The 21,548-nt window shown below is 64.0% G+C and carries 24 protein-coding genes and 1 pseudogene; 7 read left to right on the top strand and 18 right to left on the bottom strand.

What is annotated here, in order from left to right; translation table 11 throughout:
* Positions 1–78: 78 nt before the first annotated feature.
* The 7 genes from ACVIIW_RS28060 to ACVIIW_RS28090 form a co-directional block, all read right to left on the bottom strand.
* Positions 79–312: a twin-arginine translocase TatA/TatE family subunit gene (locus ACVIIW_RS28060; protein WP_027529733.1), complete on the bottom strand. Its 234-nt coding sequence runs from the start codon at positions 310–312 to the stop codon at positions 79–81.
* A gap of 167 nt (positions 313–479) precedes the next feature.
* On the bottom strand, positions 480–1,232 hold the full coding sequence (scpB, locus tag ACVIIW_RS28065; RefSeq protein WP_456703694.1) for an SMC-Scp complex subunit ScpB: 753 nt from the start codon (positions 1,230–1,232) through the stop codon (positions 480–482).
* Positions 1,233–1,253: 21 nt separating this feature from the next.
* Complete coding sequence (locus ACVIIW_RS28070; RefSeq protein ID WP_456703695.1) at positions 1,254–2,093, bottom strand: segregation and condensation protein A; 840 nt, start codon at positions 2,091–2,093, stop codon at positions 1,254–1,256.
* Entirely contained in the window at positions 2,090–2,521 is a 432-nt protein-coding gene (locus ACVIIW_RS28075) for a hypothetical protein (protein ID WP_456703696.1), read from the bottom strand. The genes ACVIIW_RS28070 and ACVIIW_RS28075 overlap by 4 nt, the downstream gene beginning before the upstream one ends.
* A 45-nt stretch (positions 2,522–2,566) precedes the next feature.
* Positions 2,567–4,081 carry an SPOR domain-containing protein gene (locus ACVIIW_RS28080; protein ID WP_456703697.1) on the bottom strand — a complete coding sequence of 505 codons (1,515 nt, stop codon included), beginning with the start codon at positions 4,079–4,081 and terminating at the stop codon, positions 2,567–2,569.
* A 141-nt stretch (positions 4,082–4,222) separates the two neighbouring features.
* Positions 4,223–6,013 carry an arginine--tRNA ligase gene (gene argS / locus ACVIIW_RS28085; RefSeq protein ID WP_456703698.1) on the bottom strand — a complete coding sequence of 597 codons (1,791 nt, stop codon included), beginning with the start codon at positions 6,011–6,013 and terminating at the stop codon, positions 4,223–4,225.
* Positions 6,014–6,022: 9 nt separating this feature from the next.
* A complete protein-coding gene (locus ACVIIW_RS28090) occupies positions 6,023–7,219 on the bottom strand; it encodes a deoxyguanosinetriphosphate triphosphohydrolase (protein WP_456703699.1) in 1,197 nt (398 codons plus the stop codon).
* A gap of 120 nt (positions 7,220–7,339) precedes the next feature.
* Here ACVIIW_RS28090 and erpA point away from each other — a divergent pair, with 120 nt between their 5' ends.
* A complete protein-coding gene (gene erpA / locus ACVIIW_RS28095) occupies positions 7,340–7,669 on the top strand; it encodes an iron-sulfur cluster insertion protein ErpA (RefSeq protein WP_027559340.1) in 330 nt (109 codons plus the stop codon).
* Between the two features lie 147 nt (positions 7,670–7,816).
* Here the strand turns inward: erpA and ACVIIW_RS28100 are convergent, their stop codons facing one another.
* From ACVIIW_RS28100 to ACVIIW_RS28120, 5 genes and pseudogenes are all read right to left on the bottom strand, one after another.
* The gene (locus ACVIIW_RS28100) at positions 7,817–8,578 is read right to left on the bottom strand and encodes a pentapeptide repeat-containing protein (RefSeq protein WP_456703700.1); all 762 of its coding nucleotides are present in this window, start codon (positions 8,576–8,578) and stop codon (positions 7,817–7,819) included.
* Positions 8,579–8,705: 127 nt separating this feature from the next.
* On the bottom strand, positions 8,706–9,383 hold the full coding sequence (locus tag ACVIIW_RS28105) for a DUF4272 domain-containing protein (RefSeq protein ID WP_456703701.1): 678 nt from the start codon (positions 9,381–9,383) through the stop codon (positions 8,706–8,708).
* Positions 9,384–9,539: 156 nt separating this feature from the next.
* Positions 9,540–9,626: a DUF7737 domain-containing protein gene (locus ACVIIW_RS28110; RefSeq protein WP_456705292.1), complete on the bottom strand. Its 87-nt coding sequence runs from the start codon at positions 9,624–9,626 to the stop codon at positions 9,540–9,542.
* Positions 9,627–9,750: 124 nt separating this feature from the next.
* A pseudogene (locus ACVIIW_RS28115) lies at positions 9,751–10,526 on the bottom strand (class II glutamine amidotransferase).
* Positions 10,527–10,558: 32 nt separating this feature from the next.
* Positions 10,559–10,792 carry a DUF6356 family protein gene (locus tag ACVIIW_RS28120; RefSeq protein ID WP_456703702.1) on the bottom strand — a complete coding sequence of 78 codons (234 nt, stop codon included), beginning with the start codon at positions 10,790–10,792 and terminating at the stop codon, positions 10,559–10,561.
* A gap of 129 nt (positions 10,793–10,921) precedes the next feature.
* Here ACVIIW_RS28120 and ACVIIW_RS28125 point away from each other — a divergent pair, with 129 nt between their 5' ends.
* Both ACVIIW_RS28125 and ACVIIW_RS28130 read left to right on the top strand, forming a co-directional pair.
* On the top strand, positions 10,922–11,395 hold the full coding sequence (locus tag ACVIIW_RS28125) for an Lrp/AsnC family transcriptional regulator (RefSeq protein ID WP_456703703.1): 474 nt from the start codon (positions 10,922–10,924) through the stop codon (positions 11,393–11,395).
* A gap of 165 nt (positions 11,396–11,560) precedes the next feature.
* Entirely contained in the window at positions 11,561–11,953 is a 393-nt protein-coding gene (locus ACVIIW_RS28130) for a hypothetical protein (RefSeq protein WP_456703704.1), read from the top strand.
* A gap of 10 nt (positions 11,954–11,963) precedes the next feature.
* Here ACVIIW_RS28130 and ACVIIW_RS28135 read toward each other — a convergent pair whose 3' ends face one another.
* The gene (locus ACVIIW_RS28135; RefSeq protein WP_456703705.1) at positions 11,964–14,294 is read right to left on the bottom strand and encodes an ATP-binding protein; all 2,331 of its coding nucleotides are present in this window, start codon (positions 14,292–14,294) and stop codon (positions 11,964–11,966) included.
* Between the two features lie 136 nt (positions 14,295–14,430).
* Between ACVIIW_RS28135 and xth the strand changes: the two genes are divergently transcribed.
* Positions 14,431–15,228: an exodeoxyribonuclease III gene (xth, locus tag ACVIIW_RS28140; protein ID WP_456703706.1), complete on the top strand. Its 798-nt coding sequence runs from the start codon at positions 14,431–14,433 to the stop codon at positions 15,226–15,228.
* Between the two features lie 15 nt (positions 15,229–15,243).
* Here the strand turns inward: xth and ACVIIW_RS28145 are convergent, their stop codons facing one another.
* Both ACVIIW_RS28145 and ilvD read right to left on the bottom strand, forming a co-directional pair.
* Positions 15,244–16,068 (bottom strand): tetratricopeptide repeat protein, encoded by an 825-nt coding sequence (locus ACVIIW_RS28145; RefSeq protein WP_456703707.1) that lies wholly within the window; start codon positions 16,066–16,068, stop codon positions 15,244–15,246.
* On the bottom strand, positions 16,055–17,779 hold the full coding sequence (ilvD, locus tag ACVIIW_RS28150) for a dihydroxy-acid dehydratase (RefSeq protein WP_456703708.1): 1,725 nt from the start codon (positions 17,777–17,779) through the stop codon (positions 16,055–16,057). The genes ACVIIW_RS28145 and ilvD overlap by 14 nt, the downstream gene beginning before the upstream one ends.
* A 401-nt stretch (positions 17,780–18,180) precedes the next feature.
* Here ilvD and ACVIIW_RS28155 point away from each other — a divergent pair, with 401 nt between their 5' ends.
* From ACVIIW_RS28155 to ACVIIW_RS28165, 3 genes are all read left to right on the top strand, one after another.
* Positions 18,181–18,459, top strand: a complete 279-nt coding sequence (locus ACVIIW_RS28155) for a metal/formaldehyde-sensitive transcriptional repressor (protein ID WP_456703709.1) — start codon at positions 18,181–18,183, stop codon at positions 18,457–18,459.
* Positions 18,460–18,464: 5 nt separating this feature from the next.
* The gene (locus ACVIIW_RS28160) at positions 18,465–19,535 is read left to right on the top strand and encodes a nickel/cobalt efflux transporter (RefSeq protein WP_456703710.1); all 1,071 of its coding nucleotides are present in this window, start codon (positions 18,465–18,467) and stop codon (positions 19,533–19,535) included.
* A 121-nt stretch (positions 19,536–19,656) separates the two neighbouring features.
* Positions 19,657–20,715: a Cj0069 family protein gene (locus tag ACVIIW_RS28165; RefSeq protein WP_456703711.1), complete on the top strand. Its 1,059-nt coding sequence runs from the start codon at positions 19,657–19,659 to the stop codon at positions 20,713–20,715.
* On the opposite strand, the gene ACVIIW_RS28170 is transcribed toward ACVIIW_RS28165, so the two are convergent.
* From ACVIIW_RS28170 to ACVIIW_RS28180, 3 genes are all read right to left on the bottom strand, one after another.
* Entirely contained in the window at positions 20,607–20,891 is a 285-nt protein-coding gene (locus ACVIIW_RS28170; protein WP_456705293.1) for a CbtA family protein, read from the bottom strand. The genes ACVIIW_RS28165 and ACVIIW_RS28170 overlap by 109 nt on opposite strands.
* On the bottom strand, positions 20,851–20,985 hold the full coding sequence (locus ACVIIW_RS28175) for a hypothetical protein (protein WP_456705367.1): 135 nt from the start codon (positions 20,983–20,985) through the stop codon (positions 20,851–20,853). Before ACVIIW_RS28175 ends, ACVIIW_RS28170 begins: the two co-directional genes overlap by 41 nt.
* Before the next feature lie 93 nt (positions 20,986–21,078).
* The gene (locus tag ACVIIW_RS28180; protein WP_456703712.1) at positions 21,079–21,300 is read right to left on the bottom strand and encodes a hypothetical protein; all 222 of its coding nucleotides are present in this window, start codon (positions 21,298–21,300) and stop codon (positions 21,079–21,081) included.
* Positions 21,301–21,548 lie beyond the last annotated feature (248 nt).

Here is a 21,548-nt window from a genome sequence, read left to right on the forward strand (position 1 = left end):
TTCACGCGAAGCCACGATCGGCCCAATCCCTCACGCGCAGGATCGGGGCCGTTTTCCCGCGTCTCGCGTGCTCCTGGCTCAGACGGCCTTGCTGCCCACGTCGGACCGTGCCGCGGTCGGCGCGGCATTGTGCTCGATGGACTTCGAGGGCTCCTGCTTCTCGGCGGGCTTGTCGTCGTCCTGCATGCCCTTCTTGAAGGCCTTGATGCCCTGAGCCACGTCGCCCATCAGATCCGAAATCTTGCCGCGGCCGAACAGCAGCAGGACCACTGCGATCACCAGGATCCAGTGCCAAATGCTAAGTGAACCCATCCTGCAACCCTCCAAACGCGCATGGCCGGGGACCGGCCGATCTTGACCGGAACGTAGGCTTCGCAGGCGCCAAAAACAAGGACCAAGGCACCGCCAATTCGCTGTTGGCGCTACGTAATCTTGCTAGTTGTTAACTGGTCGCAGGGGACCTGTCGAAGGCCGGAGGATTACTCCTCGCTCCCGCCCTCGCCGCCCTCATTGCCGCCTTCCGGCGGCGTCTCGGGCTCGACCGCAGGCGCCAAGGCCAGATCGAGCTCCTCGCCGGGTTCCAGCGGATCCTCGTCCTCGCGCAGTTGCGGGTCATCCGACGGCGTCGGCACGCTGAATCCGGTCGGCAGACGCGAATCCAGGAGGCCAGTGCCCTTCAGCTCCTCTAGCCCCGGCAGATCGCCGAGCTGTTCCAGGGTGAACTGCGACAGGAAATCCTCGGTGGTTCCGAAGGTCAGCGGACGGCCCGGCGTCTTGCGACGGCCACGCGGCTTGATCCAGCCGGTCTCCAGCAGCACGTCGAGCGTGCCCTTCGAGGTCACCACGCCGCGGATTTCTTCGATCTCGGCGCGCGTCACCGGCTGGTGATAGGCGATGATCGCCAGCACCTCGATCGCCGCGCGCGACAGGCGCCGGGTCTCGGTGCTCTCGCGCGTCATCAGCCAGGAGAGGTCGCCGGCGGTGCGGAACGTCCATTTGTTGGCGACCCGCACCAGGTTGACGCCGCGCAAGGCATAGTCGGCCTGGAGCTGCTCGAGCGCCGCCTTCACGTCGACGCCCTCGGGCATGCGCTTGGCGAGCGTCGCGGTATCCAGCGGTTCACTCGAGGCGAACAACAACGCTTCCAGCAGCCGCAATTCTTCGGGACGCGCCTGGGATTCATTCTCCATCGGCTCGGCCTCTTCTACCCGCACTTCAGCCAGGCTTGCCATGGCAGCTTCTCCTTCTTGCACTTAGCCGACCGGCGCATCGGGCGCAGGAGCTGCGTCCATGACCGGTTTCGGGCGCCCCTTCCGGAAATAGATGGGCGCAAACGCCTCTTTCTGGTTCAGCTCGAGCTGACCTTCACGCACGAGCTCGAGCGCGGCGGCGAAGCTCGAGGCGAACACCGTCGCGCGCTGCGTCGGATCCGCGACGTGGCGGATCAGGAAATCATCGAGAACGCTCCAGTCGTCCTGCTCGGTGATGCTGCCGACCAGCCGCTCCAGCGTGGCGCGCGCCTCGGCCAGCGACCACACCGTGCGCTTGGCCAGATGCACGCTCGCCAGCACGCGGGACTGGCGCTGCGAGGCATAGGCCGTGAGCAGGTCGTACAGCGTCGCGGTGTATTTCGGATGCCGGATCTCGGCGATCTGCTCGGGCTCGCCGCGCGGAAAAATGTCGCGCAGCAATTGCTGCCGGTTCATCAGCCGGTTGGCCGCTTCGCGAATCGCCTCCAGGCGGCGCAGACGGTTGGCGAGCGCCGTCGCCATCTGTTCGGCGCTCGGCCCCTCGGCGCTCGGCGGCTCAGGAAGCAAGAGGCGCGACTTCAGAAAGGCGAGCCAGGCTGCCATCACCAGATAATCGGCCGCAAGCTCGAGCCGGATCTTTCGCGCAGCTTCGATGAAATGGAGATACTGATCGGCCAGTGCCAGGATCGAGATCTTGGCGAGGTCGACCTTCTGCTGCCGGGCCAGCGCGAGCAGCAGGTCGAGCGGGCCTTCATAGCCCTCGACGTCCACGACCAACGCCGGCTCGCCCTCGGCGAGCTCTGCGGGCCGGCCGGTCTCAAACGATAGAATTTCTGCGGTCATGCGGATGCCGTGTTTGCGGTCAATGCGTCCAGTTCCGCATTGTCGTTGCTGTGAAGCGGCGTGCCGGCTCTGGACTTGGCGCGACTTCGCTCGCCAATGCTTCCCACTAACGCCTTCATCGGCCCGTCATTACTCGTCAACAAACCCTGGAACCCGATTGCGCTGCGAATCACCTGAGCAATCATTGTCGCAGAAGTCGTCGACGGATGGACCCGCTCGGCGGCGCCATCCACGGGAATGCTGAGGCCAGCGGGATCAGTCGGCCCTCGGGCGGTCAATTCCCAAAGAGAAGCTGCAACTTGGGGCGAAATCTCGAAGCTGAGCCTGAAGGGAATCGCACCCGGTGCACTTTCGGCACGGACAAACGCCCGCTCGGCGGCGGTCAGTTCCGTTCCGGATACGCCGGTAATGAAGGCCCGCGTGCTCATAGGGCCGATTAACCCTGCCCCAAGAGGGGGTCAAGGAAACGGCCGCTAATTCCTCTGGACGAAGCAGGACGGCAGGCCAGCAGACTTCAGATTGTTGCAGGCCTGCACCGCCTCCTCGGCCGACCCGTACGGCCCGGCGAAGGCGCGGTAGACGATGCCCTTGCCCTTGTCAGTCAGGTCGACCCGCTTGATGACCGGCGAACGGCCGCCGAGCACGCTGCCATATTTGCTCTGGAGCACCCGGTAGGACGCAGCCGCACTATCCTCACTCTGCTGCGAGGACACCTGCACGACATAGCCGCCGCCACTGGCCGCAGGCGCAATCTGCGTCGGGGCGGTCGCAGCCATGCGCTGCGGCGGCTCGGACGGCGTAGCTTGTGGTGCCAGCGAGAGCGGCTGGTTGACGCTGGCGTTGGCAGAGGTCGGCGGCATACGCGGCGCAGCGGCCGGTTTCGGCGCCGCCGCCGGCTTGGCCGCGGGCGGAGCTGCGGCTTGCGGCGCGGCGCTGTCGGTCTGGTCGCCCCTCACCGCCACCGTCTTGATTGTGCGCGGCGCATTGTTCGGCATCGTGCCGTTACTCGGAACCGGACCGGCGCCCGGCGCCGGAACATTGGATGGCGACACGCTCGCCACCGGCGGCGGGTTTGCATTCTGGTTCAGCGCCGGAAATACCACGCGGGGACCGGCAGCCTTGGCGTTGACATCGACCGGCGCCTCCTCGCGCGGCACGATCTTCTCGCCACCGTCACCTGTCACCATGCGATCCGGCACCTTCGCGGAGGAGTCCGACGGCGCCGGTATGATCTTGGTCGGCGTATTGTCGGCCTTGATGATGGGCGGCTCGCCGCTACGGGGCGAGCCGATATAGGTCTTGTAGGCGAAGGCCGCACCGGTTCCGACCACAGCGAGAGCAAGGATCGCAGCAACGGTCATCATGCCGCCGCGCGATTTCCTGGGCTCGTCGACATCGGCTTCGGCATAGTCGCTCTGGAACGCGTAAGGATCGTCCGGATAGGCCGGCTCACGCTGGAAATCCTGCTCGCCTGACTCAAGCCGGCCATAAAGCGCATCATCGTAACGCGCCGGATCCGGCTGCTCCGGGGCCTCGTAAGCCTGGGCCGGCTCCTGACGATAGCCTTGATCCTGATAAGCGTGGTCCTGATACGCCTGCGGCTGGCGATATTGCGGCTCGGGCGAAGCCGGCTGAGCCGCATAGCGATGCAGCGGATGAACCGGATTCACCGCGACGGGATGGTCAGGCTCGGGCGCGGGCTGCGGCTGCACGTTGGCACGCCGCATCCATGAGGGCGGCCCCGGCTGAGGCGGCGCGGCCTGCTCAGCGTAGTCGGGCTGATCATCGTCGTGCGAATAATCGTCGTGCTGATAGGCCTGCGCCGGTGCTGCCGCTGCAGCCGGGCGGCCCTGGGCTGCGAACGGATCGGTCTGTCCGATCAGGCGGGCAAGCTCGGCCAAGGGATCATTATCCGCCCTCCCATGCTGGTCGGCTCCGCGACCATAGTCATCGGAAGGAAGCGGTCTGTCGTGATATCGATCGGCCATCGTGATGATGCGTCCCTTCGGGAAAGCCGCGCACCCCTCGACCAAGGCGCGGCTTTCGACCCACAAGGCTTTCAAACAAGTCCAAGCGATCCGGCTTCTGCCGGAACCCCCCGAAATTCCCGTTAAGTAGTTCGCCCCAAACTACCGCATCTCGTCCGGAGCATGGACGCCGAGGATGGCGAGGCCCGATGCCAGGACAGAGACGACGCCCTGGACCATGGCCAGTCGCGCCTTTGTTAGAACTGCATCATTATTGATAATGAAGCGTAAATAGGGCAAATCGCGCCCCTTCGTCCAAAGTGCGTGAAATTCACTCGCTAAGTCATAGAGATAAAAGGCGATACGGTGCGGCTCGTGGGCGCCGGCTGCAGCTTCCAGCATCCTCGGATAAATTGCGAGGCGCTTGAGAAGATCAAGTTCGATGGGGTCCGACAGCCGTTCCAGGGCCGACTCACCGAGCCACGCGATCCGCGTCTCGGGATCCTCGGGCAGGTCCGGGAACACCTCAGCCCGCGCGTTGCGGAAGATCGAGTGGCCACGGGCGTGGCCGTACTGGACGTAGAACACTGGATTGTCGCGCGACTGTTCCATGACCTTGGCGAGGTCGAAATCAAGCACCGCGTCGTTTTTCCGGTAGAGCATCATGAAGCGGACGGCGTCCTGGCCGACTTCATCCACCACCTCACGCAAGGTGACGAAGTCCCCGCTCCGCTTCGACATTTTCACCGGCTCGCCGTTGCGCAGCAGCTTCACGAGCTGGACGATCTTGACGTCGAGCGAGCCTTTGCCCGAGGTCATCGCCTTCACCGCCGCCTGCATGCGTTTGATGTAGCCGCCGTGGTCAGCACCCCAGACGTCGATCATCTCCGCAAAACCACGGTCGAACTTGTTCTTGTGGTAGGCGATGTCGGAGGCGAAGTAGGTGTAGGAATTGTCGGACTTGATCAGCGGACGATCAACGTCGTCGCCGTAAGCGGTCGCCTTGAACAGCAATTGCTCGCGGTCTTCCCAGTCCTCGACTGGCGCACCCTTCGGGGGCGGCAGGCGGCCTTCATAGATATCGCCCTTGGCTTTCAGGAACTCGATGGTCTCGGCGACCTTGTTGTTGCCGGTCTCGATCAGCGAGCGCTCCGAGAAGAACACATCGTGCCGGATGTTGAGGGCGGCGAGATCGTCCTTGATCTCGTCCATCATCATCGCGATCGCCTTGGCGCGCACCGTCGGCAGCCACTGCGCCTCACTCATGGTGATGAGCCTATCACCGTGCTCCTTGGCGAGCGCCTGCCCGACCGGCTTCAGATAGTCGCCGGGATAGAGGCCTTCCGGAATCGCGCCGATGTCCTCGCCGAGCGCCTCGCGGTACCTGAGGAAGGCGGAGCGTGCGAGAACGTCGACCTGGGCGCCGGCATCGTTGATGTAATATTCGCGGGTGACGTCGTGGCCGCCGAACTGGAGCAGGCTCGCCAGCGCATCGCCGAACACGGCGCCGCGACAATGGCCGACATGCATCGGTCCGGTCGGGTTGGCCGAGACGTATTCGACGTTGACCTTCGAGCCGCCGCGGACACGGCCGTAATCGGCGCCCTCGCGCAGCACCGTCCGCAGCGCCTCGGCCCAGGCGGTGGGCTGCAGCGTCAGATTGATGAAGCCGGGACCGGCGACATCGACCTTGGCGATCAGCGCATCAGAGCGGAGCCGCTCGGCAATCCGCTCGGCGAGGTCGCGGGGCTTTGCCTTGGCCTCTTTCGCAAGCACCATGGCGGCGTTCGTCGCCATGTCGCCATGGGAGGCATCGCGCGGCGGCTCGACCACCACGCGGGAGAAATCGATGCCCTCGGGCCAGTTGGCTTCCATCGCGAGTGCGCGGCAGGCGGCGTGCACGCGGGCGAGCACGTCGGCGAACAGATGCGGGCTTGAGGATGTCTCGGGCATGGCCGCCGCCTAACGCAAATCCGGGGTCGAGTCAAAGAGCCGCTGATGCTCGGTCAGGGCGAAACGGTCGGTCATTCCGGCAATGAAATTGCCGATCCGGCGGGCCCGCTCGCCCTCATTGTCGGCCTCCGCCCCGACCAGCCATTCCGGCGGCAGCTCGGCCGGCGATGTCAGGTATTTCGCGAACAGGTCGAACACGATCTGCTCCGCCTCGGCCATCACCCGCATGACCCTGGTGTGCCGGTACATGTGTCCATAGAGGAAGCCCTTGATGGCGGCCTCCTCCTCGGCGACTTCAGGCGGAAACGCGATCAGCGCCCTATTCTGCTGGCGCACGTCCTGGGCCGATTGCGGCCTGACGGCGGCAATGTTCTTCTGCGCCTCTGTGAACACCGCGCCGATCAGATGCGAGATCAGCTCACGGACCAGCTCGGCCCCGCGCCTGACGTCTTCGAGATCAGGGTAATGTGCTGAGGTCTCGGCGATGATCTCCGCCGTCAGCGGCATCACCTTGAGGTCATCGAGGTGGAACAGGCCTGCACGCAGGCCATCGTCGATATCGTGGGCGTCATAGGCGATGTCGTCGGCGATCGCCGCGACCTGCGCCTCCAGCGAGGCGAAGCTCCAGAGCTCGAGGTCGTATGTCTTGATGTAGTCGGCGATGCCGACGGGAACGCCGTGCTCGCGATAACGGCCAGTTGGCGCGCCGCTGCGATCGGTCAGGGGGCCATTGTGCTTGACGATGCCTTCGAGCGATTCCCAGGTCAGGTTCAGCCCGTCGAATTCAGGATAGCGATGCTCCAGCGCCCCGACGACGCGGAGCGCCTGGGCGTTGTGGTCGAAGCCGCCGAAATCCCTCAGGCAGGCGTCCAGCGCCCGTTCACCGGCATGGCCGAACGGGGGATGACCGAGATCATGGGCCAGCGCCAGGGTTTCGGTGAGGTCCTCGTCCAGCCCAAGCTGCCGGGCCAGCGCCCGGGCGATCTGCGCCACCTCCAGCGAATGGGTCAGCCGTGTCCGGTAATGGTCCCCCTCGTGGAACACGAACACCTGGGTCTTGTACTTCAGGCGACGGAACGCGGTGGAATGGATCACCCGGTCGCAATCCCGCCGGAACGGGCTCCGGGTCCGGCTCGGCGGCTCCGCGACCAGCCGGCCGCGGCTGCGATCGGGGTCGCAGGCATAGGGCGCGCGGGGGGCTGCCATTCCGACGGACACGACGAATTTAGTCCCTATCCATTTGATTCTGCGTATCCTTGCACTTAACTATGCCCGACGCGGGATACCAAATGAATTGGCTATGACGCGGACGACCGGAGATGAGACATGACGACTGCCGTGACCATCAGTGACCGCGCCGCACGCCGGATTGGGGAAATCCTCAAGGGCGAAGGCACAGGCGCGATGCTGCGTATCTCGGTCGAAGGCGGCGGCTGCTCCGGCTTCCAGTACAAGTTCGACATCGACCGCGACCGCACCGACGACGATCTCGTCATCGAGCAGGACAACGCGGTGGTGCTGGTCGATTCCGCCTCGCAGCCGTTCCTGGCGGGATCGCAGGTCGATTTCGTCGACGACCTGATCGGCGCCTCGTTCCGCGTCAACAATCCCAACGCGACGGCGTCTTGCGGCTGCGGCACCAGCTTCTCGATCTAGTCCCCAACGCAAATCTGCAAAACAACCCCATGCACAGTAGCCGGGACGTCGGTACTCGTCGTTTCGGCTTTTGCGAAAATTGCTTGCGGCGTCGGGCAAAACAGGGGTAAGGTGTGATCATCGCGAGGTCCCCGCCCGTGGCCGGTGTCATCGCCCCCGCGTGCGCACCGATACGCCCATGGCGTCGAGCAGGCGAAACATCTGATCGTCGCTGATCTTCAGGCCAGCGAAGTCGGCGAGCGTCGTCAGGTTCAATCCGCTCACCTCGGCACCGGTGAGGTCAGCACCGGCGAGCTTTACGCCATCGAGGATGGCCTGGAACAGATCGCAGTCCGTCAGGTCCGCATCCATCGGGTCGGTGCCGGACAAGTCGGCTTCACGGAGCCGGCTGCCGGCAAGGCTGCAACCCGGGAGTTTCACCTCGAAGAGCTCGGCCAGGTCCATCCTGCAGGCAAGAAAGCGCGCCCGCGTCTCGATCTGCTTGCGGCTCAGAGCACGACTGAAGTCGACCTTCGTGAACTTCGCCCCCGTGAGATTGCAATCGCGCATCTCGATTGCGAAAAGCTCGGTTCGATCGAAGCAAGCCAGGGACAAATCGCACGCCTTGAACGTGGCCCGTTGCAGATCGCTAAAGGCAAAGCTGCAGAGGTTGCCATCACCTCCGGCAAAGCTGCAGCTCTCGAAATGGGTACCTGAAAGCTCTCCGTGCGAGAAGCGACACGACACGAACCTGCAATTGGAAAAGCGCGCGTCCTCAAAGACGACATTGGAGAATTGAACCCGCTCGAACACGCAGTCGGCAAATGAGATGCCGCTGCAATCGATCTCGGGCCAGTGATCGTCGGACATCTGGAGCGACCGGACGGGTTTGCCGGCGCTAATCTCTCGGGCGAGCGCGTCGATGTTCATTCGAAGTGGATCCGGCTGCGTCGGGAGGGGCTATCTTAGCAAGAACCGCAGCGCGCTTGCTGCCTTTAGCAGGCGCTTTGTGCGCAGTCTCCACAACACGGGAAGCGGACCCTTCCGCAGGCGAGCATCAGGTATCGGTCGTGACGTGATCCCACGCTTGTTCGTTGTATCCGATCAGCCAGTTCAAGGCGTGGTGTCTTTCTGCCGTCACGCCAGGATCGAGAGCTGCTGGTACCGCCTGTCCTTTAATACGAGCGTTTCTAACAGCCCAGTGGTACCGGTAGATGAGATCGGCCTGATCAAGAATGTCCGCGATCGGACGAAGTTCGGAGTCTTCAATGAACTCAGAGGTTGTCCTCTCGGCCATTGTCTTTGCCGCGAATTCCACATCGCAAATCTGGGCTGGCCTGCCGAGTCTGGCCACGAAGCCCAACGCCCAAAGCAGAGTCCACGCGGCTTCGTGCCGCCACGTGAATTGAATCCGGTCGTGCTGCGAAGGGGAATTGTCGAGTGCGAAGGCCAGTTCCTTGGGGGTGAGATGTGGCCGGAGCTCGTATGATTCCAGAAGTCGTTCAGCTAATTCTTCATCAAGTCCTTCGCCCTTTGCAGCAACGAAAAGGAGACAAAGAGTGCGCAGCGCGACTTCCTCCTTAGACCGTTTCAGCGCCTCGGCGGTGCTCTCAATAACGGGCAACATGGCGAAGAAAGGTACGCCCTCGGCTTGAAGTATCCTTTCTGATCTGAGCTTTCTTTCAACAGCTTCCCCTGACACCCCTTCATGCTCGCCTGCCCTACTCCCGTTCATCGCGCCTTTCCCCCTGTTGTCGAGCGTACAATATCACACGGCCTCTTTGTTTCGGACTCCAAGTGAGACTTTATGGCTTGGAAAAATCGCTCGGCCTCATGAGGCTCAAACTAATCTCCAGCCACGTCATGCAATCGAGGATGCGGGCCTGTACGCTCACACAGCAAGTTGGGAGAGAATGCTGGGATCTTCGATACGATCATCCTGAGCCAACAGCATCGCCTTGGAGAGGATCAGCGACAAGGTCTGGTCGCCCCCGCGACAGGATGTCGGGTCGTTTTCGGAGCTGATCGATAACTAGAGCGTGTGCTTAACGCTTGCTTTCCCGAGGCTATAAAAATAAGGGGAATTCCGTCCCCGCAATCTCTCACGACCGGCGAAACGGGCTCACGGCTATGCCGGCGGAATCGATGCGCAGGAAGCTCTGCGGCGGAACAGAGTCCCAGCCGGTATTCGCGTCGTCGATCGGCTCGGACACGATGAGCGCATCGCGTCCGGACCCACGCGTGTTGACGTAGAGCGTCGGCGGGCGCAAATCGCTGGCGTAGCGGATCGCGTAGAGCTTCTCGCCGTCGGACATCGCCGCGGTGAGCCGCAGCGGTTCATTGACCGCGCTCGAGGCCATCTGCTGCTCGATCAGGTCGATAACCGCAGCGAACGCGCCCTCGACATCGGATGCAAACCCGAACGCCAGCAGGAGAAGGAAGATCACTTCGCTGTCGGTCGTGCCGTGGCGACTGGCGTAGTGGTCGTCAGGGATATGCGCCTCCAGGGCGCGGCGTAGGCGTTGCCAGCCGCCGATCTGGCCATTGTGCATGAAAGATAACGATCCACCGCGAAAGGATGACAATTGTTGCGGATGGTCGCAGTGCCGGTCGCAGCACGCACATGCGCGAGAAACAGCGAGGAGCGGATCTGGTGCGCGATCGACAGCAGGTTCTCGTCGCTCCAGGCGGGCCGCACGTCGCGAAACAGGCCGGGCCGCTCGCGTTCGCCGTACCAGCCGACCCCGAAACCGTCAGCGTTGACCTCCGACTTGGCTTCGCGGCAATGCCGGCTTTGCGCGATCAGGCTCTGGCAGGGTTTTGCGATGAAGTCCTCGAGGAAGACAGGCGCGCCCAGATAGGCCAACCATCGACACATATGGCTCCCCTGCCCCTCGATCGCGGCGCTGGCTACTCGGCGGGCTGCAGCGCGTGGCCGCGACGGGTGATGCGCTCGTGCATCTGCCGGATCATGCGGCTGGCCGTGGTCTCGAACAGGCAGGGAATCACGGCATGCACCAGTGCCGCCAACGCAGCCCCGAACAGGCGCGCCGCGAAACCGAGCGCGAACAGGAAGTGTTCGCCGTAGGATTCGTCGACGCTCTCAGGATGGGACAGAAACAGCCGGTGCAGGGTGGTTTGCATGCGGGGCTCCAGGGTGCGCGGTTCGCCTGCAAGACCTAGTGGATTCGAACCAAGAAAATGTCCCAAACATCACACGTTTAGCGCCATACCTGTTGAATATGGACGATAATTTCGTTTATTGTTGGGATAATGGATGAAATAGATCGCAAACTCCTCAACCTGATCCAGCATGACGCTGCCTTGTCGCTGGACGAGCTCAGCGAGCGCGCGGGACTTTCCCGCAACGCCTGCTGGCGCCGCATCAAGCGGCTGGAGGATGACGGCATCATCAAGGGGCGCGTGACGCTGCTCGATGCAAGCCGCATCAACGTCGGCCTGACCGCGTTCATCGCGCTGCGCACCACCGAGCACAGCGCGAGCTGGCTCGCGCAGTTTTCGAACGCCGTGCGCGACATTCCCGAGATCATCGGCGTCTACCGCATGACCGGCGATGTCGATTATCTGCTGCAGGCCGTCATCCCCGATGTTGCCGCCTATGACCGCCTTTACCAGCGCCTGATCGGGAGGATCACGCTCGCGGACGTGTCGTCGTCATTCGTCATGCAGGAGATCAAGGCGACGACGGTGCTGCCGCTCGACTATGCGCCGGGGCGGCGCGGATAAAGTCGAGCGACGGCCAGGGGTCTCATGCCCACGATCGACCGGTGGTCGCGTCCCCGTGTCGGACCGGGCAATCAAGCGCCGGAGGGCGCACCTTCGCGCCGCCCAGCGATGGCAAATCTATCGTGCTTTCGGCATAAGCTGTCGTAGCTTCACGGCGAAGCAACAGTGCCGGCCTTCCGTGATCGACAGTGGCGCCATGCCGACGGCTTTCTCGACCAGAGCTCGCTGCAGGTCCAGCGCACCGGCGCCGGCAGCTGCATGATGTTCGATCGCGAGGCCAACACCATGGCCGTTGCGGTGATCACGATGTCGCACGACACCGCCGTGAGCATGATGAAACGCGCAGGCCCGTGCCAGCACGTGACGATCCCCGAGCTCAGCCGCGAAGCGTTCGGCGAGCATTCCTGCACCAAGGGCAACGGCAACGCCGTCAACATCTTCGTCTGGAAGAACGGCAGGCAGGCGTCGATCCTGTTCGCGCCGGTCAAGCCGCACCCGGAGTCCGGCTCGGTCGAGCACCTGAGGGCGGTCGCCGGGCGAGTTTATGGAAAACTGTGACCGCGCCGGCTTAGACCCCCGTCATCTGCCTTTCCTCATCCGTCCACTCGACCTCATCAGGCATCAGCTCCGGCTGGAGCGGCGCGTCTTTCGTCATCACGTGACCGTCCAACGCGCGCAGCAGTGCCGCGGCCAGCGCCGGCTTCCGAAGCGGTTTTGCCAGAAAATCCGACATGCCGGCCTCGCGGCAGATCCTGACGTCTTCAGGGAAGGCGTTGGCGGTCAGCGCGATGATCGGCAGAGCTCCGAAACGTCCGCCCTCGGCGCGGATCGCGCGCGTTGCGGCAAGGCCGTCCATCTCGGGCATGCGCACGTCCATCAGCACGATGTCGTAATCGCCTTCGGACACGGCCACCACGGCTTCGACGCCGTCGGTCACGACACGCAACTCGACGTCGAAGGCACCGAGCATCTTGCTCACGACCATGCGGTTGACGCCATCGTCCTCGGCGACCAGCACCTTCAGCGGCCGGTCGAGGCTTGCGATGCGGGCCTTGAGATCGTCGGCTTCCTCGCGACCTGGATCCTGATCCGATATCTGCGCCTGGCTCCAGGGCAGCACGAGCGTGAAGCGGAAGGCCGAACCCTCGCCCGGCGTCGAGGTGACGCCGATGGTGCCACCCATCTGCTCGATGATGCGCCTTGAGATCGCAAGGCCGAGACCGGTGCCGCCGAAGCGGCGGCTGATCGAGGCATCGGCCTGGGCGAAGTCGCTGAACAGCTGCCCCAGCTTGCCGGGCGCGATGCCGATGCCGCTGTCGGTCACGATCCATTCGACTGTCGCGAGGAGGTCGCGCCGCGCCTGGCACGTCGCCTTGATCGTCACCTCGCCCGCGTCGGTGAATTTCACCGCATTGGAAGCGAGATTGAGCAGCACCTGGCGGATGCGCGCGACGTCGCCACGCAATGTCGGCGGCAGGTTTGGATCGAGCTCGACCTTGACGCTGAGACCTTTGCTCTTTGCGCTGGCGCGCGCGACATTCGCGATCGTCTCCACAAGCGTCTGCGGCGCGAAGTCGATCGCCTCGAACTGGAAACGGCCGGCCTCGAGCTTGGAGAGATCGAGGATGTCGTTGAGGATGCGCTGGAGGTTGTCGCCGGATTCGCGGATCGTGGTCACGGCCTCGCGCTGCTCGGGATCGAGGTTGGTTTCCAGCAGCATGCTGGCGAGACCAAGCACGCCGTTCATGGGCGTTCGGATCTCGTGGCTCATCACGGCGAGGAAATCTGATTTCGCCCGGCTCTCGGCCTCGGCCTTTTCCGCGCGCCAGCGCTCGGTGACGTCGCGGCCGAAGCCGCGATAGCCCAAAAACTGCCCGTCGCGGTCATGGGCGGGCTTCGCGGTCAGCGACCACAGCCGCGCTTCGCCGCCGGCGACGACCTTGAGGTTCATCTCGTGCAGCGGCTCGGCGTGCTCCATCAGGCCGACAACGTTAGAGGCGGCCGCCTTGTCCTCGGGGCAGAGCATGTCGAGCACGTCGGCGAAGTGGGATCCCTTCAGCAGCGGAAGCGGCAGTTGCGCGACGTCGGCGAACCGTTGCGGCACGTCGGTCAGATGCCCTTCGGCATCGGTCTGCCACAGCCAATCGCTGGCGTTCTCCTGAAAATCCTTCAGCAGCAGCGAGATGATCTCGGTCTGCCGCTCGAGCTCGAGCTGGGCCTTGAGATTACCGAGGAACAGATTGCCGTGCGAGACGATGTTGCGCGCCATGAAGAACGCGAACATCAGCAGGAACACTGCCGTCAGCAGATACGGCCCGGTGCCGCAGAGCAGCAGCGAACCGGCGCAGGCGATCGTCATGGTGGCGAGATAGACGAGGCCGGCGCGGGGGAAGGTCGATAGCGTGAAGGCGCCGCCGGACATCATGCCGACCATCAGGCAGGCCAGGATGAGCTGGCTGGTCGGCTCTATCAGGCTGAACAGCGCCAGCGGCAGCGCGCCCCAGATCGCGGCAAGGAAGAACGCCTGTCGCATTGTCTGCCGCGCGGCGCGCGCCGAGGCCTCCTGCGGCGGGCTCCGATGCGAGCGCCGCCACGCCTGCACTGCGAGTGAGGCGGTGACGGCAAGCGTCGTGCCCCAGATCGCGAGGAAGCCGTTCCAGCCGCGGCCCCAGAACAGGATCAGCACGATGGCGACGTTGAGCATGGTGACGGCCATCGTCACCGGGACGGCCCGCGTCACCGCGTCGATCTGCTTGGCGCGGATGCGGCGCAGCTCCCGCTCGCTGAGATCGGCGGTCAGCCCGTCCTCGATCTCGAAGCCGCCGAGCCAGTACAGGAACGCGCCGATCAGGCCGTCGCGCGGCTCGGTCAATGCTGTGGATTTGTCCCGCCATCCCATTCCAAGGAACCTTTTCGGTATCAATGCGCTGCGGCCGGCTTAAGCCGGGTTAATTTTGTGGGAGTTTTTGCGGCGTCCTTGACGGGGGCGTTGGCGGTTTGTTCTAACCATGCCCCTTGGTCCGGAGCCCGCCGACATGCCCATCAGAGTTGCCACCTGGAACGTGAATTCGGTCCGGCAGAGGATTGATCTCCTCCTAACCTGGCTGAGGGAGTGTCAGCCCGACATCGTCTGCCTGCAGGAGATCAAATGCGTGGACGAGGCCTTCCCGCGGCTCGAGATCGAGGCGCTTGGCTACAACGTGGTGACCCATGGGCAGAAGACGTTCAACGGCGTCGCCCTGCTCTCCAAGCTCAAATTCGACGAGACCACATCGGGCCTCGCGGGCGACGACGAGGATGCGCATGCCCGCTTCCTCGAGGGCGTGGTGACGCTGAAGTCCGGCGTGCTGCGCATCGCCTGTCTCTATCTGCCCAACGGCAACCCGGTCGGCACAGAGAAATATCCCTACAAGCTCAAATGGATGTCGCGGCTTCTTGAGTATTCGAAGGAGCGTCTTCAGACCGAGGAGCCGCTGATCCTCGCAGGCGACTTCAACGTCATTCCGCACGCCCGCGACGTCCACAATCCCGCCGCCTGGACCGAGGACGCCCTGTTCAAGGCCGAGACGCGGGAGAGCTTTCAGTCGCTGCTCGGCCTCGGCCTGACCGATGCCTTAAGAGCCGTCACCGACGAGGGCGGGCTCTACACCTTCTGGGATTACCAGGCCGGCGCCTGGCAGAAGAACCATGGCCTGCGGATCGACCATCTCTTGCTGTCACCCCAGGCCAGCGATCGGCTCGCCAATGTCGGCATCGATAGCTATGTGCGGGCCTGGGAGAAGCCGTCGGACCACGTGCCGGTGTGGGCGGATCTGGATCTGGAGGCGGCGTAAGGCCGCCTCACCGGATTACTCGCGGCGGCCCTGCACCCATTGCTCCAGCATTTGCAGGCACATGGCACGGTCGTCGTTCGACGCCTTGGCGAAGGCGCGGTTGTAGTTTTCCTTGATCCAGATCTCGTCGGCGCCGGCGCTGTCACGCGCGAGCGTCAGCCACATCAGGCCGCGCGCGGCCTGCCGCGGCAGGCGGTCGCCGTTGAACAGCATCTGTCCAAGCAGCGCCTGAGCCTCGTGCTGGCCCTTCTGGGCGGCAAGGCCGAGCCAGCGCGCGCCGTAGCGGAAATCCTCGCGCGAGGCGTCCGGCGTCTTCAGATACAGCCGGGCGAGATCGTATTGGGCATCCGCGTTGCCGAAATAGGAGGCGGCATAGGAGAACATCTCCCGCGCCCTGTCCGGGTCGGCCTTGACCTTCGAGTTCGGGATGCCGCTCAGATAGTAGCGGCCGAGCGCGACGAAGGCATTGGCCACGACCTGCGCCTGCGGCGCCGACGGGCTGTCCTCGGCATGCGCATTTGCGATCCGGGTGAAATAGTCGAAAGCACGCACATCGTCCTGGGCCACGCCGTCGCCGCTGGCGTACATGCGGCCGAGCTTCCACTGCGCAATGGGGTGACCGCCCTCGGCGGCATATTGCAGGGCGCTGAGCGAGCTCTCCGGGGTCGCGACCGGCGGCACGGACTTGCGCACAGTTCCTGCGGACCCCGGCAAACTGGTCACGACGGGAATGGTCGCATCTTTCGGATTGACCGGCGCGCCGTCAAAGGCGAGCGCCGGCGCGGCCAGCGCGACAGCCCCCAACACAAACGCAACTATGGCACGCCTAGATGTCCGCATAGCACTGTTTCTCGTGCGCGCCGCCTGGATGGGTTACTGCCCCATCGACCGCTGGTCCAACCTGCTGGGCATATTTCCAGAGCGCGCCCGACGTATGGTTAGTCGCGCGGGGGCTCCATTTGGTTTTGCGCTGAGCCAGCTCAGCGTCGCTCAAATTTACGTTAAGGATACCGGCAACGGCGTCGATCTCGATGATGTCGCCATCCTGCAACAATGCGATCGGGCCGCCGATCGCCGCCTCGGGCCCGACATGGCCGATACAGAAGCCGCGCGTGGCGCCGGAGAAGCGGCCGTCGGTGATGAGCGCGATCTTGCCGCCCATGCCCTGCCCGGTCAGCGCCGCGGTGGTCTGGAGCATCTCCCGCATGCCGGGGCCGCCCTTGGGGCCCTCGTAGCGGATCACGATGACTTCGCCTTCCCGGTAGGTGCGGTTCTGGACTGCCTCGAACGCGTCCTCTTCCCGGTCGAAGCACCTGGCCGGACCGGTAAACTTGAGGTTGGACATGCCCGCGACTTTCACGATCGCACCTTCTGGCGCCAAATTGCCCTTCAGACCGACCACACCGCCCGTGACGGTGATGGGCTTATCTGCCGGGTGCACCACGTCCTGGTGCGGATTCCACTTCACGCTTTTGAGGTTTTCGGCGATCGTTCGACCGGTGACCGTAATGCAGTCGCCGTGGAGAAATCCGTTGTCGAGCAGCGTCTTCATCAGAAGCGGGATGCCACCTACTTCAAACATGTCTTTGGCGACATAACGGCCGCCGGGCTTCAAATCCGCGACATATGGTGTCTTTTTGAAGATTTCGGCGACGTCGAATAAGTCAAACTTAATGCCGGCTTCGTGGGCGATCGCCGGCAGGTGCAGCGCAGCATTGGTCGAGCCGCCTGAGGCCGCAACCACGGCAGCCGCATTCTCCAGCGCCTTGCGCGTGACGATGTCGCGCGGCCGGAGGTTGGACGCGATCAGCTCCATCACCTTCTCGCCCGCGGTCATGCAGAATGCGTCGCGGATTTCATACGGTGCCGGGGCACCAGCGGAGTAAGGCAACGCAAGGCCGATGGCCTCCGAGACGGTCGCCATCGTATTGGCCGTGAACTGCGCGCCGCAGGCGCCCGCCGAGGGGCACGCCACGCGCTCGATCTCGTCGAGATCCTCGTCCGACATGGCGCCGACCGAGTGCTTGCCGACGGCCTCGAACATGTCCTGCACGGTGACCTGCTGCCCGCGGAAATTGCCGGGGAGGATCGAACCGCCGTAGATGAAGATCGAAGGCACGTTGAGACGGACCATCGCCATCATCATGCCCGGCAGCGACTTGTCGCAGCCGGCGAGCCCAACCAGGGCGTCATAGGCGTGGCCGCGAACCGTCAGTTCAACGGAGTCGGCGATGCATTCGCGCGAGGGCAGCGAGGAGCGCATCCCGTCATGGCCCATGGCGATGCCGTCGGTGACGGTGATGGTGCAGAATTCCCGCGGCGTGCCGCCGGCCGAGGCAACGCCCTTCTTCACCGCCTGCGCCTGGCGCATCAGGGAGATGTTGCAGGGCGCGGCCTCATTCCAGCACGAGGCGACGCCGACGAAAGGCTGGTGGATCTGCTCAGTGGTCAGACCCATGGCGTAGAAGTAGGACCGGTGGGGCGCGCGCGCAGGACCTTCCGTCACGTGACGGCTCGGCAGCCTCTGCTTGATGTTGGTCTTGGCGTCCATCACACGAGTTTCCTTGCCCAACCCTTTCAGACCCGAAAAATCAGAGCCGCGATTTGAATCGACCTTGGGATTTTTTTCGCCGCCTGCAAGGGACCAGCACAGCCCCCGAAACATTCGAGTGATTTTATTCATGTTCGGGTGTGGCCAAAAAGCGGCGCTGATGCGAACCACCGGTAACGTCGGTTAAATCCCACAGGAATGTTGCAAGGGAAGCACAATCGTTACCGGGAAGACACGGCAGGTCCTACCGAGATACCTCGCAGGGGTGACAACGCACCATCTTGGATTTCATGACACGAGTGGCGCGCGCAATGTTGCGGCGACGACGCTCGGATCGTGATTCCGTCGGCACGACCCATCCATCGTTTGACAGCTATAGGGTACCCCCCTATCTTATCCGCATGTCTCACACGATCAAACACAAGTCGAAGCTCATCGGCCGCGTCAGGCGCATCAAGGGCCAGCTCGAAGCCGTCGAGCGCGCGCTCGAGTCGGAGATCGGCTGCGCCGACGTCCTGATGCTGGTGGCATCGGTGAAAGGCGCGATCAGTGGCCTGACCACCGAACTGCTGGAAGATCACATTCGCCATCATGTCGTGGATCCCGCGAACGAGAAGGATCCGGAGAAGGCCAAGGGCGCTGCAGACCTCATCGACGTCGTTCGAACCTATTTGAAGTGAACGCCATGACCGACCTGTCCTCTCTGCTCCAGCAGAGCAGCGCACATGCCTGGCTGTTCGTGCCCAGCGCCATCCTGCTTGGCGCGCTGCACGGTCTCGAGCCCGGCCATTCCAAGACGATGATGGCCGCGTTCATCATCGCCGTGAGAGGCACGGTGTTCCAGGCCGTGCTGCTCGGCCTGTCGGCGACCATCTCGCATACGGCGATCGTCTGGGCGGTCGCGCTCGCCGGGTTGTATTTCGGCCACGAACTATCGGGCGAACGCAGCGAAGCCTGGCTGCAACTGGTGTCCGCCGCCATCATCATCGGCATCGCCGGCTGGATGGTCTGGCGCACCTGGCGCGAGCAGAACCCCGACCACGACCACGATCATCATCACCATCACGACGAACCGCAGTCCATCTCGCTCGCGGGCGCCTCGCTCCTGCTGGAGGTGTTCGAAGACGGTGTGCCGCCGCGCTGGCGTATCAGGAGCGGGAACGGCACGCTTCCCTCCGCCGATGAGATCACGGTGACCACCATCCGCGAGGATGGCGCGGAGCAGACATTCGCGTTCGCTGCGCACGACGGATACCTCCAAAGCGTCGAAGAGATCCCCGAGCCGCATGCGTTCAAGGCGCGCATTACACTTGCAGGCGACGCCACCGAGCGCCTGTTCGAAGAGCACGATCACGATCACATGAATCTCGGCGACGAGGACGACGCGCATGCCCGCGCCCATGCCGCGGACATCCGCAAGCGCTTTGCGGGGCGCAACGTCACGACGACACAGATCGTCCTGTTCGGTCTCACGGGCGGGCTGATCCCCTGTCCCGCCGCGATCACCGTGCTGCTGCTCTGCATCCAGCTGAAACAGTTCAGCCTCGGCTTTGTCCTGGTGCTGTCCTTCGGCATCGGGCTCGCCATCACGATGGTGTCAGCAGGCGTTCTGGCCGCCCTCAGCCTCCGGCATGTCGAACGCCATTGGAGCGGCTTCAGCCGCTATGCCCATCGCGCGCCCTACGTCTCGGCGGCCCTGATCGTCTTCGTCGGCCTCTACACCGGCTGGACCGGATTGCACGAGCTGATGGCTTGAGCGACCTGGCGTCTTGCGGTTTCCTCGGGATCCCGCATAGAATGCGGCCGAGGGGACAAGGCAGACTCCCCGTGAGACTTCGGTCCAAGTCTGCGCAGCACGCAATTCGTGGAGCTTGCGCATGGACCCAAAATCCTCTCACCGGTATTCGGTAACCATTGTTTCGCGGGGCGACGCCGACGCGCGCCGCGACACCACCGTTCACAACAGCCGCTTCGTTCGCGTTTTCGAAGCTCTCGCCGCCGCCGGCATCGCGGCGCAACCGGCGATCTACGACGAAAGCTTTGCCGATGCAGTCCGCGATCAACTGCTCGGTGTCGACGGCGTGCTGGTCTGGGTCGATCCGATCCATCAAGGCAAGACGCGCGCCGATCTGGATGCCCTGCTGCGCGACGTCGCGGCGCGCGGTCCGTGGGTAAGCGCGCATCCCGACGTCATCCTGAAGATGGGCGTCAAGGAGGTGCTGTACCGCACCCGCCATCTCGGCTGGGGCGCCGACACCCACCGCTACGAGAGCGTGGCGGCTTTCAAAACCGAATTTCCACAGCGCCTGCGGGCCGGCGGGCCGCGCGTGCTCAAGCAGAACCGCGGCAATGGCGGCCAGGGCGTCTGGAAGGTCGAGGCGCTGCCGAACGCGCTTCCGACGGTTCGCGTATTGCAGGCGCAGCGCGGCAGCTTGCCCCAGGACATGCCGCTCGATGCTTTCCTCGCCCGATGCGAACCGTATTTCGGCTGGGGCGGCTGCATCATCGATCAGCCGTTTCAAGCTCGCCTGCCCGACGGCATGATCCGCTGCTACATGAGTGGAGCCGGCGTCGCAGGCTTCGGCCACCAGTTGATCAAGGCGCTGATCCCGCCGCCGACGGAAGGGCCTGACTCGCCGGAGGCGCAGCCGGGCCCACGCATCATGCACGGCCCGGACGCACAGCCGTTCCAGACGCTGCGGCGGCTGATGGAGGACGAATGGACGCCGCAGATGATGAAGCTGCTGGCCATCGACGAGGCCTCCCTGCCGGTGATCTGGGACGCCGACTTCCTCTACGGGCCGCGCGATGCCGACGGCGCCGACACCTATGTTCTCTGCGAGATCAACGCGAGCTCGTGTTTCGCGATCCCCGACGAGGCGCCGGCGGCCATCGCGCGAACCGTGCGCGAGCGGCTGGTGGGGGCCGGTCGATAGCTATTTCTCGAGAGGGCGAACACCGCGCTGGTCAGACCGCCGAGCAGCGTCCAGAACACCAGGCTCGTCACCGTCACCGCGGTGACGAACTGATGCGACAGCGATGACGGCACGTTGGTTTCAATATCGGCGAGATCAGGCGCGCCGATCAGGTGCGGCAGGATCAGCAGGATCACGGCCGGCGACGGCGCAGATCGCGCCATGACCGGTGATGGGAAAGACCAGCGACGCGATGTCGTCGCGCCAATGCACCTCGCTACTCAAGCTCACGCGCGCAACGTGAGCACCACGGATAATCGCACCACGGATCATCTCCTGGCGACAACCCTATCACAAGCATCGACGAATTCCGCCAGGGCGCAATCAGGGCCGCCCCCGCTCCGCGCGCGCCTTGATCTTGGCACGCTCGCCAGCATCCACGAGTTGACCAATGCCGGTGCGGCCCGTCAGCGCACAGCGGATAATGTTTTCGGCCACCAACCTGCGAAAGCCACGATCCTCGCCAGCGGGGCGATGGCGGCAAACCCGGTCCAGCGCCAGCTTCATGTTGATCCGTGTGCGGGTGTCGAAATGTTCGCTGATCATGCGCCCAGTCTCGGTGCGTTTGCTGTGGGGCAGAAACGCTGCGAGGGGTGGTCGCGTTCCAACCCATGCTCGCCCTCTTGAGCCGAGACGGGCGCGCTAGACCCGACACCGGCGGGCTACGCCCGCCCTCTTGGTCGCTGGGCCTGGCTCCAGGCCGCGGTGACGTCTCGCGGCGGAACGTCGAGGCGCTTGATTGGGGTGAGCTCCCCGGAGGCGGAGATGATGGCGGTCTCTTCGCGTCGGCAGCG

This window comes from Bradyrhizobium sp. USDA 4449 (assembly GCF_054056275.1).